Source organism: Burkholderia sp. 10_S31 (assembly GCF_056930375.1).
The window spans coordinates 2,997,807-3,009,967 of sequence record NZ_JBXOWK010000003.1; the positions used below are offsets into that span (position 1 = coordinate 2,997,807).

Below are 12,161 nucleotides of genomic sequence, written 5' to 3' on the forward strand. Positions count from 1 at the left end.
AATGAATCCCGAACATTCCCCGCTCGGCAAGGCCACCGTCTACGCTGCCCAGTACGATGCGTCGCTGCTGTTCCCGATCCCGCGCGCCGGGGCGCGCGAGCAGCTCGGCATCACGTCGGCGCTGCCGTTCTTCGGCACCGACATCTGGAACGCGTACGAGCTGTCGTGGCTCAACGCGCGCGGCAAGCCGCAGCTCGCGGTCGCGACGTTCTACGTACCGGCCGAATCGCCGAACATCGTCGAATCGAAGTCGTTCAAGCTGTATCTCGGCTCGTTCGCGCAATCGCAGTTCGACTCGCTCGACGCCGTGCGCGACGTACTGAAGCGCGACGTGTCGGCCGCGTGCGGCGCGACCGTGTCGGTGCAGCTCGTGTCGCCGCACGATTTCGGCAAACTCGAGATGGAAGAGCTCGACGGGCTGTCGCTCGACCGGCTCGACCTCGACACCGACGTGTACGAACCCGATCCGTCGCTGCTGTCGGCCGCCGACGCCGAGGACGAAGCGCCGGTCGAGGAGACGCTCGTGTCCGACCTGCTGCGCTCGAACTGCCCGGTCACCGGCCAGCCCGACTGGGGCAGCGTGCAGATCCACTATGTCGGCCCGCAGATCGATCATGCGGGGCTGCTGCGCTACATCATCTCGTTCCGCAATCACACGGGCTTTCACGAGCAGTGCGTCGAGCGCATCTTCCTCGACATCCTGCATGCGTGCAAACCGGTGAAGCTCGCGGTGTATGCGCGGTATACGCGCCGCGGCGGGCTCGACATCAATCCGTTTCGCACGAACTACAACCAGCCGATGCCGGATAACGCGCGGACGGCGCGGCAGTAAATGAGTGTGTTGGCGGGGCATCTTGCGGTCCGCCAACCCTGCCTGCTTGCGGAAGGGCGCGTCTCTCTAATTCGGCGCGAACACGGCGGCCCGGCACTTCGGACAATACAGGTAGATTGTTCGACCATCGTGCGTGGAAATGAAGCCTCGCCTTGCCTGGTCTATCCTCCATTTCGCCGCGCCACCATCCGCGAAACGTGCTTTGCCTTCGGCATAGCAATTCGCGGCGTCCAGATCATGGCTGTACGCCCGTTCCGTTACGCGGCCCGCATGCTTGAAAAACGCGCTGACATCCGCACGCCGAAGAACGAACGTACGACACATCTCTGCCGTTTCGTCCCCACTGATGTCAGCCGACCACGCACCGTTTCTGACGATTTCGACTGACTCCGGCACAACAGCGGGCACCGCGCCGCGAGGCGATACCCTATTGGACAGCGTGCCCGCAACCGCACCGTGGTTGAGCAAGAGCGCCAACATCAAAATTGCGATCCGAATCACCATTTCACCCTCGCCGCCTCCGTCCGGTTCTTCCGCGATACTACCGGGTGACGAAAAACCTCTGTCATCGGAACACGTAGCGTTACCGAAAGGGCGTGGATGAGCCATCGTAACGAGTCATTTTGAGCGTCGGGCGCAGCGACGTAGATTCGTCGATCGGGGTTGGGCTCATTGAGCGGTAGAGCTTCCCCGACCAATTCCACGCCAATGCTGTCCGTATTGGAAGGGTAACGGTCCGGGACTATCTTACGCATCTCGCGCTGGTTTTCGCCACGCGGGTCAAAACGGCGAAGTTGCTGCAGTTCGACCGGCGTGCAACGCATTTCGGCTACACAGCGCGCCTTGATTCGACCAACATGCCAAGTCTGCTTCTTCAAAGATGCCGTCTGATAAATCGTTCCATCTTTTTCAATCAGAAAATGCGCGCCAGTAGCAGACGCATTCTGATAACTGTTGAGAGCAGAAGCCGCAGTTGAACCACCCGTTTGATGGACGACGATCCCACTAACCCTCTTCATCGCACCGCGCTCGATTTGAATTTTTCTGGCCCGCACTACGCGCGGAGTCACAACCATTCCACTGGAATCAATCGACAGCACCCAATACCCTCCCGTTTGATTACGGCATATCGCCTCGAGTTTTGCGCCTATCGGTTAGTCCCTCTGATCTGACAAAAACCTCGATCTCGTTCCAACGCACGCTTTCCATCAAAACACCTTGCCCTCTGGTTTGAAAAGGCGGTTGTACCAGGTGAATCGCACCATACATCCGCGGCTCGCTGTCACAGCCCGCTCAGACGGGCGTGTCACTTTGAGACCCGCTAGAAAAACTTCGTCACACAATGCAAAGTTCCGGTGCCGCTCACACCGACTTCAACCGAGTTGTATTTGAACGCCCTCCGTCCATGCGCTCGCCTTCGCATCGACTTCGTCAAATGCAAAAAGCCGGTGCATACCAATGCACCGGCCCTGTGTCGTACAGTTTTTGCCCTTGCCGCGTTACTTCGCCGGCGCCTTGTAAGCGATGCAATCGACCTCGACCTTGCAATCGATGACCATGCTCGACTGCACGCATGCGCGCGCCGGCGGGTTCTCGCCGAAGTACGACACGAACACCTTGTTGAACGACGCGAAATCGCGTGCGTCGTCGAGCCACACGCCGCAGCGCACGACGTGCTCGAGGCCGTAGCCGGCTTCCTTCAGGATCGCGATCACGTTCTCGATCGTCTGCTTCGACTGCGTGACGATCCCGCCTTCGACAACCTCGCCGTTCACCATCGGCGTCTGGCCCGACACGTACAGCCAGCCGTCGGCCTCGACCGCGCGCGCAAACGGCATCACCTGGCCGCCCGTGCCCTTCGCTTCGCCTACGCCATATCGCTTCATCGTTTCACTCCTTGTTGGTCGACCGGCATCGGCGCGCAAGCGCCGGCGCCGGTCCCATGCAACGCACGGTTGCGGATGCGCGCGCCGACATGGCGCACGCGGCAAATCGGATCAAGACCGCGTTCAGAACGCGGCGTCGGCACTCGCCGGCACGCGCTCGCCGCGCGCGACGAAGCCGCCGGCGCGCTCGCCGGTCGGCTGGCCGTTCTCATAGGTCAGCACGCCGTTCACCCACACCGCGTCGATCCCGTGCGCCGGCTGCTGCGGCTTGTCGAAGGTCGCGGCATCGATCACGCTCGTCGGGTCGAACAGCACGAGATCCGCGTGGTAGCCGACATGCACCTCGCCGCGCCGCGCGATCCCGTAGCGGCGCGCGGACAGCGACGTCATCTTGCGGATCGCTTCCTCGAGCGGCAGCAGGTTCGTGTCGCGCACGTAATGGCCGAGCACGCGCGGGAACGCGCCCCACAGCCGCGGGTGCGGCAGCGGATCGTTCGGCAGGCCGTCCGAGCCGACCATCGTCGCCGGATGCGACAGGATCCGGCGCACGTCGTCCTCGGACATGTTGTGGTACACGGCGCCGGCCGGGCGGATACGCTGCGCGGCCTCCTGCTCGGTCACGCCCCAGTCGGCCGCGATCGCCTTCAGCAGCTTGCCGGCGACTTCCGGATGCGGCTCCGACCACGTGATCGTGATGTCGATGTCGCCCGTCACCTGCTTCAGGTCGAGCGTCGACGAGCTGCGGCTGTACGGATAGCAGTCGCAGCCGACCGGCTGGTAGCGGCGCGCGCCTTCGAGCGACGCAAGCACCTCGGTGCTGCGCCCCCAGTTCGACGGGCCCGCGCACTTCAGGTGCGAGATCACGACCGGCACGCGGGCATGACGGCCGACCTGGTATGCCTCTTCCATCGCGTCGAGGATCGCATCGAACTCGGTGCGCATGTGTGTCGTGTACAGCGCGCCCGCATTCGCGAGCGGCTCGGCGAGCGCCATCACTTCCTCGGCCGGCGCCGCGAATGCGGAGCCGTACGCAAGGCCCGACGACAGCCCGAGCGCGCCGTTCGCGAGCGCCTCCTCGAGCTGCGTGCGCATCCCGGCGATTTCGCCGTCGGTCGCCGCGCGGTCGAGACGGTCCATCTGGTTGTTGCGCAGCGCGGTGTGCCCGACGAGCGCCGCGACGTTGACGGCCGGACGCGCATCGTTCACGGCCGCGACATAGGCGGCGAAGGTCGGATAGCGAAACGCGTCGCGATCGCCGAGCAGGTTCATCGGGTCGGGCGGATCGCCCGCGAGCGTCACCGGCGACGCGCTGATCCCGCAGTTGCCGACGATCACGGTCGTCACGCCCTGCGAGATCTTCGGCAGCATCTCCGGCGCGCGGATCACGTGCGTATCGTCGTGCGTGTGCACATCGACGAAGCCCGGCGCGAGCGCGCGGCCGTTCGCATCGACGACGGTTTCGGCGAGCCAGTTCGACAGGTTGCCGATCGCCGCGATCACGCCGTTGCGTATTGCGACGTCGCGCGTGACGGGCGGTGCGCCGGTGCCGTCGTACAGCTGCGCGCCGACGATCAGCGTATCGGCGGCTTCGGGATGCGAATGCATGGTCAGTCTCCTACCGGTTGACGGTCTCCGCCGCCGCGGTGCGCATCCAGCGCATGCTTGATGCGGCGCAGCGATTCTCGGCCCGCATCGCCGAGCCGCAGTGCGACTCCGGTGACGAGCACGTCGATCGCCATCATCATCGCGTAGCGCGATGTCGACGGCTTGTAAATGAAATCGGTTTCGAACGCGACGACCGGGATCAGGTGGTCGGCGAGCTTCGCGAGCGGCGAAGCCGGCGCGGTGATCGCGATCAGCGTCGCGCCGTAGCGCTTCGCGAGGCGGCAGCTCTCGAGCAGCTCGGGCACGCGCCCGCTCACCGACAGCGCGACGACTACGGCGTCGCGCGACAGCGTCGCCGACACCATCCGCTGCAGCAGGCTGTCCTGGTAGCTCGCGACCGGCCGGCCGAAGCGCACGAGGCGGAAGCGCAATTCGTCGGCGAGCGCGGTGGAACCGCCGCCCTGCCCGTACACGTAGATCATCTTCGCGCCGGCGAGCAGGTCGGCCGCCGCGTCGAACGACGTGTTGCGCAGCAGCTGGTGATTGTGCGCGAGCGCCACGCGGATCTCGTCGTAGACGACCGATGCCGGGCTCGCGTCTTCGCCGGGATGCGCGTCGGACGGCACGAGAAAGCGCTGGCCGACCGCCGCCGCCTGGGCGACAAGCACCTTCAGTTCGCGCACGTCGCGGCAGCCGACGGCCTTCGCGAAACGCGTGACCGTCGCGACGCTGACCTGCGCATCGCGCGCGAGTGCGCCGATGCTCGCATGCGCGGCGCGCGCGAGATCGGCGAGGATGAACGCCGCGACCTTGCGTTCGGCTTCGCGCAGCTCGGGTGCGCATTCGGCGATCCGCGCGACGATGTCGAGGACCGGCTGGGCGACCGGAGCCGGTTGCTCGGCGGCGAACGGAACGGACGGGGTGGCGGGCGAATTCATCTGTAGAAAAGGGGGTGGCGCTTTATGTTACTAAATAACATCACCGCGCAGATGCTACTTTCTGTACCATCTGCATGTCAACTTCAGTGCAATGCATAGTGATGATGGAGCGGGATGACATGAAAGTTACAAACTATCAGGAACCGACAATCAATCCGTTGGGCAAGGGCCTCGGCAACCTGCCGAGCGCGAGCGTGCCGCTCGACGACGCAGGCCGCCTCGAGTGGAGCCTGCTCGCGGAAGACGTCAGCCTGCCGGCAGCCGTGCTGTACGCGGATCGCATCGAACACAATCTGAACTGGATGCAGGCGTTCGTCCAGCAATACGGCGTGAAGTTCGCGCCGCACGGCAAGACGACGATGGCGCCGCAACTGTTCCGCCGCCAGCTCGCCGCCGGCGCATGGGGCATCACGCTCGCGACCGCGCACCAGACGCAGGCCGCCTATCACGGCGGCGTGCGGCGCGTGCTGCTCGCGAACCAGCTGGTCGGCCGCCAGAACATGACGATCATCGCGGCGCTGCTGTCCGACCCCGAGTTCGAATTCTTCTGCCTCGTCGATTCGGCCGACAGCGTCGACCAGCTCGGCCGCTTCTTCGGCGACGCGAAGAAAACGCTGAATGTGCTGCTCGAGCTCGGCGTGCCGGGCGGCCGCGCGGGCGTGCGCGATGCCGCGCAGCGCAAGGCCGTGCTCGACGCGATCGCGCGCTATCCGGACACGCTGAAGCTGGCCGGCATCGAACTCTACGAAGGCGTGCTGAAGGAGGAAGGCGAGATCCGCACGTTCCTGCAGGACGCGGTCGCGCTCACGCGCGAGCTGGCCGAAGCCGGCCGTTTCGCACGCACGCCGGCGATCCTGTCGGGCGCCGGCTCGGCGTGGTACGACGTGGTCGCGGAGGAGTTCTCGAAGGCGTCCGACGTCGGTTTCGCGGAAGTCGTGCTGCGTCCGGGCTGCTACCTGACGCACGACGTCGGCATCTACAAGAAGGCGCAGACCGACGTGTTCGCGCGCAACCCGATCGCCCGCAAGATGGGCGAAGGGCTGCTGCCGGCGCTGCAGCTGTGGGCGTACGTGCAGTCGATACCGGAACCCGATCGCGCGATCATCGCGCTCGGCAAGCGCGACGCGGCGTTCGACGCGGGCCTGCCCGAGCCGGCGCGCCATTTCCGCCCGGGCCGCGACAGCGCGCCGCGCGAGGTCGCCGCAAGCGAAGGCTGGGCCGTCACCGGGATGATGGACCAGCACGCATACCTGCAGATCCCGCCGGGCGCGGACGTGAAGGTCGGCGACATGGTCGCGTTCGACATCTCGCATCCGTGCCTGACGTTCGACAAGTGGCGCCAGCTGCTCGTCCTCGATCCGCAGTTCCGCGTGACGGAAGTCGTCGAAACCTTCTTCTGACGCCAGCACGCGCCGCCTCGCCGCCGCGCGGGGCGGCCGTCACGCGCGCTTCAATCTGCCGGAGTACACTGCGCTTTCGTCCTCGGGGCCGCTTCCCCGCCGTAGCACCCGTCTGCCGCTCACGGCGCGAACGGCCCCTCAACGCTGTTCAATGGAGAAAGCCATGGCCGCGAAGAAGATCCTGTTCCTGACCGGCGATTTCGCCGAAGACTACGAAACGATGGTGCCGTTCCAGGCGCTGCAGGCCGTCGGCCATCACGTCGATGCAGTCTGCCCGGGCAAGCGCGCGGGCGACAAGGTCAAGACCGCGATCCACGATTTCGAAGGCGACCAGACCTACACCGAGAAGCCCGGCCACAACTTCACGCTGAACGCGACGTTCGACGACGTCGATGCGTCGGGCTACGACGCGCTCGCGATCGCGGGCGGCCGCGCGCCCGAATACCTGCGTCTCGATGCGAAGGTGATCGCGCTGGTGCGCGCGTTCGCGGAAGCCGGCAAGCCGATCGCCGCGATCTGCCATGCGGCGCAGCTGCTCGCGGCCGCCGACGTGATCCGTGGCAAGCGCATCTCGGCCTACCCGGCCTGCGCGCCCGAAGTGAAGCTCGCGGGCGGCGAATATGCGGACATTCCGGTCGATGCGGCCGTGACCGACGCGCCGTTCGTCACCGCGCCAGCGTGGCCCGCGCATCCCGCGTGGCTTGCGCAGTTCCTCGCGCTGCTGGGCACGCGCATCGAGCTGTGAACGAAGTTGAAATGAAATGAAGCGCCGGCCGGCGGCGGGTTCGTGCGACCCGTGTGCCGCGCCGGTCGCAACCGGCCGGCGGGGTGCGCCCCGCCGCGCCGCTTCCTGCCCTTCAGTGCGGTGCCGGCGTCGAGCCGACCTCCGCAATCCGCGACTCCAGCATCGCCAGCGCACCCGACAGTGCGGTCAGCACGTCATCCGGCAGTTGCGCCATCGTCTGTTCAAGGAACGCCTTGCGGCGCGGCAGGCACGCGTCGAATGCGGCGCGGCCGGCGGCGGTCAGCGTGACGTTGGTCACGCGGTTGTCGCGTGCATCGGACGCGCGCTCGATCCAGCCGAGCGCGTCGAGCGATTTCAGCTGGCGAGTGAGCGCGCCCGGATCGATGCGCAGCACCTCGACAAGCTTCTTCTGCGACGAATGCCCGCCCATCGTGTGCAGCGCAACCATGATCCGCCAGCGCGGCATCGGCTGCCCGACGTGCGTTTCGAACGCGGTCATGAACGCGCGATACGTGCGTCCGAATTGCTGCAAGATCGCGACGCGGTCCTGTTCTTCCATGCGCTGATTTCTACTCGTTCAATCGGTGAATCGTTCAATCGGCCGCGACATGCGGCTCGATCTTGTGCCGCAGCGCGATCGGCGGCACACGGCGGCACTGCCACACCGACACCACGGCAACGACGGCCGCCATCGCGACACCCAGGTGGATCGCGCCGACCAGCGATTCGCGGGCGGCTTCCAGCAGCAGCGCGCCATTATGCCCGGCGCGGGTCAACTCCGCGACGAGTCCGCCTTGCGCCGCGCGGTCGATCAGGATCTGCGGATCGGCGAGCTGCGCATGCCACTGCAGCGCGTGGTCGCCCGCCAGCGCATCGCGCACGCCGCTCGAATACATCTGGTTGACGAGCGTGCCCGTCAGCGCAGTGCCAATCATCCCGCCGACCATCCGCAGCGACTGCAGCAGCGCGGTCGCGATACCGAGGTGCTCGCGGCCGGCCGTCTGCTGCGCGAACACGGTGAGGTTCGGCAGCACGAAACCGAGGCCGATGCCACCCGCGACCATCAGCGCCATCAGCACCCAGGTCGGCGTCGTGTGCGTCGCCACGACGATGCCTGCGCATGCGATCGCAAACAGTACGAAGCCGACGTGCAGCATCGCGTTCGGATTGCGGATGCGCGTGACGACGCGACCGTTCATGATGCTGCCGATCGTGATGAACACGACGAGCGGCGTGATCACGAGCCCCGCCTCCTTCGGCGACATCCCGAAGCCGCCCTGGAACAGCAGCGGCGCGTAGAACAGCAGCGAGAACATCGAGAAGCCGGCGAGGATCGCGAGCACGAACAGCGCCGACAGCGCGCGGTTGCCGAACATGTCGAACGGCAGAATCGGCTGCGCGCAGCGCTTTTCCCAATGCCACAAGCCGACGCCCGCGCCGACCGCGACAACCAGCAGCAGCGACGCCCAGCTCGCGACGCCGTACTTCGGCAGCCATTCGACGAACAGCTGCAGCGCGCCGAGCGACAGCGCGATCAGCAGCGCGCCGGGCCAGTCGAGCCGCATCTTGCGGTCGTGCTCGACATGCCGCAGGTGCGGCAGGTAGCGCCACACGAAGAACAACGACAGCAGGCCGACCGGCAGGTTCACGTAGAACACCGAACGCCAGCCGAACGACTGGGTCAGGAATCCGCCGAGCGACGGCCCGACCGCGTTTGCGATGCCGAATGCGGAACTCATCAGCACCTGCCAGCGCAGCCGCACGACGGAATCGGGAAACAGGTCGGGAATGCACGCGAACGCGGTGCCGACCAGCATCCCGCCGCCGATCCCCTGCAGGCCGCGCGCGAGCACCAGGTACAGCATGTCGTTCGCCATCCCGCACAGCACCGATGCGCCGGTGAACACGACGATCGACACGATCACGAACGGCTTGCGGCCGTAGTAGTCGCCGAGGCGGCCGAAAATCGGCACGGTAATCACGGAACTGAGCAGGTACGAGGTCGCGACCCACGCGTACAGGTCGAAGCCCCTCAGCTCGGCGACGATGGTCGGCAGCGCGGTGCCGACGACCGTCTGGTCGAGCGCGACGAGCATGGTGACGAACGAGATCCCGATCATCGCCAGCAGCGATTCGCGGAATGGCAGGACTTGCCCGCTCGAATGATGGGCGGCAGTATGGACGGCCATTTTTTGTTGATGCAACTTTTGACGAGTCAAGCAATCTCAAAATTCTAGCATGCCGGAGTAATCTAGGCTGGCGACGCTTCAACCCGGCCCGGCTGCCAAGGAGAACGATGGAACCGATTTCAATCACGCCTGCCGCGACGCTGTCGCCGGAAGACCAGGACGCACTGCGGCGCGCGAAGCAGGTGCTGGAAAGCCCGTCGCTGACGATGAAGCTGACGGGCGTGCTGGGTGCGCCGGTCGAGAAGATGATCGCGCGGCTGCCCGACTTCGCGACCGGCAAGATCAACGATGCGACGCAGCTCGCGCTGCGCAAGTGCCTGAACATCGCGCTGCGCACGCTCGGCAAGCCGCAGACGCCCGACGCGGAGCCGGACAAGCCGAGCAACCTGCTGCACAAGCTCGCGGTCGCGACGACCGGCGCGGCGGGTGGCGCGTTCGGCTTCCTCGCGCTGCCGGTCGAGCTGCCGGTGACGACCACGCTGATCTTCCGCTCGGTGTGCGACATCGCGCGCAGCGAGGGCGAGGACCTCGGCTCGGTGGATACGCAGTTGCAGTGTCTGGCCGTGCTCGGCATGGGCGGCAACCCGGACAAGCGGGAAGAGGACGCCGATCTCGGCTATTTCGTGCTGCGCGGCGCGCTCGCGCAGGCGATTTCGAAGGCGTCGTCGGACATCACGACGAAAGGGATCGCCGCGCACAGCTCGGCGGCGGTATTCAAGCTCGTGCAGACGGTGGCATCGCGCTTCTCGGTGCAGGTCACCGAACAGATGGCCGCGAAGTCGATCCCGGCGATCGGCGCGGTGCTCGGCGCGACCGTCAACACGCTGTTCATCGACCACTTTCAGCAGATGGCGCACGGCCACTTCACCGTGCGCCGGCTCGAGCGCAAGTACGGCTCGGTGGCCGTGAAGGCCGCGTATCAGGCGACCGACGGCTCGCCGGCGCGCTGAACCGCCCGCTCGACCGCGACGCGGCGCACGAACGCGGCCGCCCGGTCGAGCGCGTCGCGCGACTCCGGCACCATCGGCGTGTAGAGCTGCCACACGTGCGGCATGTCGGGCCACACCTCGATCTCCGCCGGCACGCCGGCCGCCTTCGCGTTGTCGGCGGCGCGGCGCGAATCGTCGAGCAGCACCTCGGTGCTGCCAGCCTGGATGAACAGCGGCGGCAGCCCGGTGAAATCCGCATAGAGCGGCGACGCATACGGATGCGTCGCCGACTCGTCCCCCAGATACAGCTTCGCCGCCTTCGGCAGTGCCGCGGCCGCGAACATCGGGTCGCGGCCGTCGTTGCTGCGCATCGTGCCGCCGGTGCCGGCCAGGTCGGTCCACGGCGAGAACAGAATCGCACCGGCCGGCAACGGTTCGCCGCGATCGCGCAGCGCGACGAGCGTCGCGAGCGCGAGGCCGCCGCCCGCCGAATCGCCGCCGAACACGATCGACTCGGGCGGCGTGCCGAGTGCGAGCAGTTGCCGGTAGGCGGCCAGCGCATCGTCGAGCGCGGCCGGAAAGCGGTGCTCGGGCGCGAGCCGGTAGTCGAGCGAGAACGAGCGCACGCCCGCGCGCTTCGTGAGGCCGAACACGAGCGGCCGATGGGTTTTCGTCGAACAGAAGTAGTAACCACCGCCGTGGAAATACAGCAGCGTGCGGCCGGGCCCGCGGGACGCGACCGCGTCGGTGCGCTCGAGCCATTCGCCGCGCAGCGGTGCGTCGCCGGGGCCGTAGCATTCGCGCAGCCGGTAGCCCGACGGCACGCGACGCGGCACGACCATTCTCAGGTCGGTGAAGCGCCGCGCACGGGCGGGATCGAGTACCGGGCGCGTGGTCTCGGGACGAAACTGCCAGCGCAGCAGCCAGCACGCGAACCTGCTTTGCCAACTCATCGAACACACTCCGTCATCGCAGTATGACGATGGTACGTGCGATCGCTGCCGCGCCGCTCGACGGGAGCCTCTACATCAAACGCCGGCGCCCGGTTCGCCGGCGTCAGTTCGCTGGCATCACCTGGCCGCGGATCTCGCCGGACGGATGGTCCTTCGTGTGCACGTTGAAGTACCACTTGCCGCCCATCAGGTCGGTCACCTGCGCGTCGGTGAGCTCCTTCGAGCCCTTGATCGGGCTCGCGAGCTCGTCCTTCGGGATCGGCACCTGCACGCCGGCGTTCTGGCCGACCGGCGCGGGCCCGTGGAAGTGCGCGGCGGTCACCGGCCCCGTGAGGTGTTCGTAAGTCACCGTCCACTGCAGCATGCGGGTGGCCGTGTCGTAGGTGGCGTTGACGGCGCCGGCGCCCTTCGTCGCGGTGGGCGGCACCTCGCTCGACGGCTGCAGGTTGGCGGACAGGCGCACCGTTTCGGCAGCGGCGCTGCCGGCGGCCAGCACGCCCGCGAGCAACGCCACCTGGAGCAAACGCAGCTTCGGCATGAATCCTCCTTGTACGACGTGGAGCGCCACCCGGACGGGGACGCTCCATGATGGTAGTCGATCGCCGCCGCTCCGGCAGCCTGCCGTAACCTGGAAGAGACCTTTGCAGCGAGCGCCCTGAATCCGCGCGCGGCCTTTCGCTACAC

13 protein-coding genes are annotated in these 12,161 nt (G+C 66.6%); 4 read left to right on the forward strand and 9 right to left on the reverse strand.

Going from position 1 to position 12,161, the window contains the following annotated elements; all coding sequences use genetic code 11:
• Window position 1: 1 nt before the first annotated feature.
• A complete protein-coding gene (gene queF, locus AC1Z3W_RS34110; protein ID WP_483509393.1) occupies window positions 2-832 on the forward strand; it encodes an NADPH-dependent 7-cyano-7-deazaguanine reductase QueF in 831 nt (276 codons plus the stop codon).
• A gap of 66 nt (window positions 833-898) precedes the next feature.
• Here queF and AC1Z3W_RS34115 read toward each other — a convergent pair whose 3' ends face one another.
• From AC1Z3W_RS34115 to AC1Z3W_RS34135, 5 genes are all read right to left on the reverse strand, one after another.
• The gene (locus AC1Z3W_RS34115) at window positions 899-1,336 is read right to left on the reverse strand and encodes a hypothetical protein (RefSeq protein WP_124660693.1); all 438 of its coding nucleotides are present in this window, start codon (window positions 1,334-1,336) and stop codon (window positions 899-901) included.
• Window positions 1,330-1,932: a peptidoglycan recognition protein family protein gene (locus AC1Z3W_RS34120; RefSeq protein ID WP_483509394.1), complete on the reverse strand. Its 603-nt coding sequence runs from the start codon at window positions 1,930-1,932 to the stop codon at window positions 1,330-1,332. Before AC1Z3W_RS34120 ends, AC1Z3W_RS34115 begins: the two co-directional genes overlap by 7 nt.
• A gap of 399 nt (window positions 1,933-2,331) precedes the next feature.
• Window positions 2,332-2,718 carry a RidA family protein gene (locus tag AC1Z3W_RS34125; RefSeq protein WP_057926573.1) on the reverse strand — a complete coding sequence of 129 codons (387 nt, stop codon included), beginning with the start codon at window positions 2,716-2,718 and terminating at the stop codon, window positions 2,332-2,334.
• 123 nt (window positions 2,719-2,841) lie between these two features.
• A complete protein-coding gene (locus tag AC1Z3W_RS34130; protein ID WP_057926572.1) occupies window positions 2,842-4,323 on the reverse strand; it encodes an N-acyl-D-amino-acid deacylase family protein in 1,482 nt (493 codons plus the stop codon).
• Between the two features lie 2 nt (window positions 4,324-4,325).
• Window positions 4,326-5,261, reverse strand: coding sequence for a MurR/RpiR family transcriptional regulator (locus AC1Z3W_RS34135; RefSeq protein ID WP_057926571.1), 936 nt, complete (start codon window positions 5,259-5,261; stop codon window positions 4,326-4,328).
• A gap of 119 nt (window positions 5,262-5,380) precedes the next feature.
• Here AC1Z3W_RS34135 and AC1Z3W_RS34140 point away from each other — a divergent pair, with 119 nt between their 5' ends.
• Both AC1Z3W_RS34140 and AC1Z3W_RS34145 read left to right on the forward strand, forming a co-directional pair.
• Window positions 5,381-6,661: an amino acid deaminase gene (locus tag AC1Z3W_RS34140; protein ID WP_483509395.1), complete on the forward strand. Its 1,281-nt coding sequence runs from the start codon at window positions 5,381-5,383 to the stop codon at window positions 6,659-6,661.
• A 163-nt stretch (window positions 6,662-6,824) separates the two neighbouring features.
• On the forward strand, window positions 6,825-7,406 hold the full coding sequence (locus AC1Z3W_RS34145; RefSeq protein WP_057926569.1) for a DJ-1/PfpI family protein: 582 nt from the start codon (window positions 6,825-6,827) through the stop codon (window positions 7,404-7,406).
• Between the two features lie 112 nt (window positions 7,407-7,518).
• Here AC1Z3W_RS34145 and AC1Z3W_RS34150 read toward each other — a convergent pair whose 3' ends face one another.
• Both AC1Z3W_RS34150 and AC1Z3W_RS34155 read right to left on the reverse strand, forming a co-directional pair.
• Window positions 7,519-7,965 carry a MarR family winged helix-turn-helix transcriptional regulator gene (locus AC1Z3W_RS34150; protein WP_124833614.1) on the reverse strand — a complete coding sequence of 149 codons (447 nt, stop codon included), beginning with the start codon at window positions 7,963-7,965 and terminating at the stop codon, window positions 7,519-7,521.
• A gap of 34 nt (window positions 7,966-7,999) precedes the next feature.
• Window positions 8,000-9,595 carry an MDR family MFS transporter gene (locus tag AC1Z3W_RS34155; protein WP_057926567.1) on the reverse strand — a complete coding sequence of 532 codons (1,596 nt, stop codon included), beginning with the start codon at window positions 9,593-9,595 and terminating at the stop codon, window positions 8,000-8,002.
• A gap of 107 nt (window positions 9,596-9,702) precedes the next feature.
• On the opposite strand from AC1Z3W_RS34155, the gene AC1Z3W_RS34160 reads away from it, so the two are divergent.
• Window positions 9,703-10,545 carry an EcsC family protein gene (locus AC1Z3W_RS34160; RefSeq protein ID WP_124833613.1) on the forward strand — a complete coding sequence of 281 codons (843 nt, stop codon included), beginning with the start codon at window positions 9,703-9,705 and terminating at the stop codon, window positions 10,543-10,545.
• On the opposite strand, the gene AC1Z3W_RS34165 is transcribed toward AC1Z3W_RS34160, so the two are convergent.
• The gene (locus tag AC1Z3W_RS34165; RefSeq protein WP_175825006.1) at window positions 10,515-11,477 is read right to left on the reverse strand and encodes an alpha/beta hydrolase; all 963 of its coding nucleotides are present in this window, start codon (window positions 11,475-11,477) and stop codon (window positions 10,515-10,517) included. The two genes, AC1Z3W_RS34160 and AC1Z3W_RS34165, sit on opposite strands and share 31 nt — an antisense overlap.
• A gap of 103 nt (window positions 11,478-11,580) precedes the next feature.
• Window positions 11,581-12,015 (reverse strand): CHRD domain-containing protein, encoded by a 435-nt coding sequence (locus tag AC1Z3W_RS34170; protein WP_057926677.1) that lies wholly within the window; start codon window positions 12,013-12,015, stop codon window positions 11,581-11,583.
• Window positions 12,016-12,161: the final 146 nt, after the last annotated feature.

Coding starts and splice junctions, on each gene's coding strand:
- AC1Z3W_RS34140 (WP_483509395.1), top strand. CDS start 5,381: ATGAAAGTTACAAACTATCAGGAACCGACAATCAATCCGTTGGGCAAG.
- queF (WP_483509393.1), top strand. CDS start 2: ATGAATCCCGAACATTCCCCGCTCGGCAAGGCCACCGTCTACGCTGCC.
- AC1Z3W_RS34150 (WP_124833614.1), bottom strand. CDS start 7,965: ATGGAAGAACAGGACCGCGTCGCGATCTTGCAGCAATTCGGACGCACG.
- AC1Z3W_RS34115 (WP_124660693.1), bottom strand. CDS start 1,336: ATGGTGATTCGGATCGCAATTTTGATGTTGGCGCTCTTGCTCAACCAC.
- AC1Z3W_RS34145 (WP_057926569.1), top strand. CDS start 6,825: ATGGCCGCGAAGAAGATCCTGTTCCTGACCGGCGATTTCGCCGAAGAC.
- AC1Z3W_RS34130 (WP_057926572.1), bottom strand. CDS start 4,323: ATGCATTCGCATCCCGAAGCCGCCGATACGCTGATCGTCGGCGCGCAG.
- AC1Z3W_RS34170 (WP_057926677.1), bottom strand. CDS start 12,015: ATGCCGAAGCTGCGTTTGCTCCAGGTGGCGTTGCTCGCGGGCGTGCTG.
- AC1Z3W_RS34160 (WP_124833613.1), top strand. CDS start 9,703: ATGGAACCGATTTCAATCACGCCTGCCGCGACGCTGTCGCCGGAAGAC.
- AC1Z3W_RS34135 (WP_057926571.1), bottom strand. CDS start 5,261: ATGAATTCGCCCGCCACCCCGTCCGTTCCGTTCGCCGCCGAGCAACCG.
- AC1Z3W_RS34155 (WP_057926567.1), bottom strand. CDS start 9,595: ATGGCCGTCCATACTGCCGCCCATCATTCGAGCGGGCAAGTCCTGCCA.
- AC1Z3W_RS34125 (WP_057926573.1), bottom strand. CDS start 2,718: ATGAAGCGATATGGCGTAGGCGAAGCGAAGGGCACGGGCGGCCAGGTG.
- AC1Z3W_RS34165 (WP_175825006.1), bottom strand. CDS start 11,477: ATGAGTTGGCAAAGCAGGTTCGCGTGCTGGCTGCTGCGCTGGCAGTTT.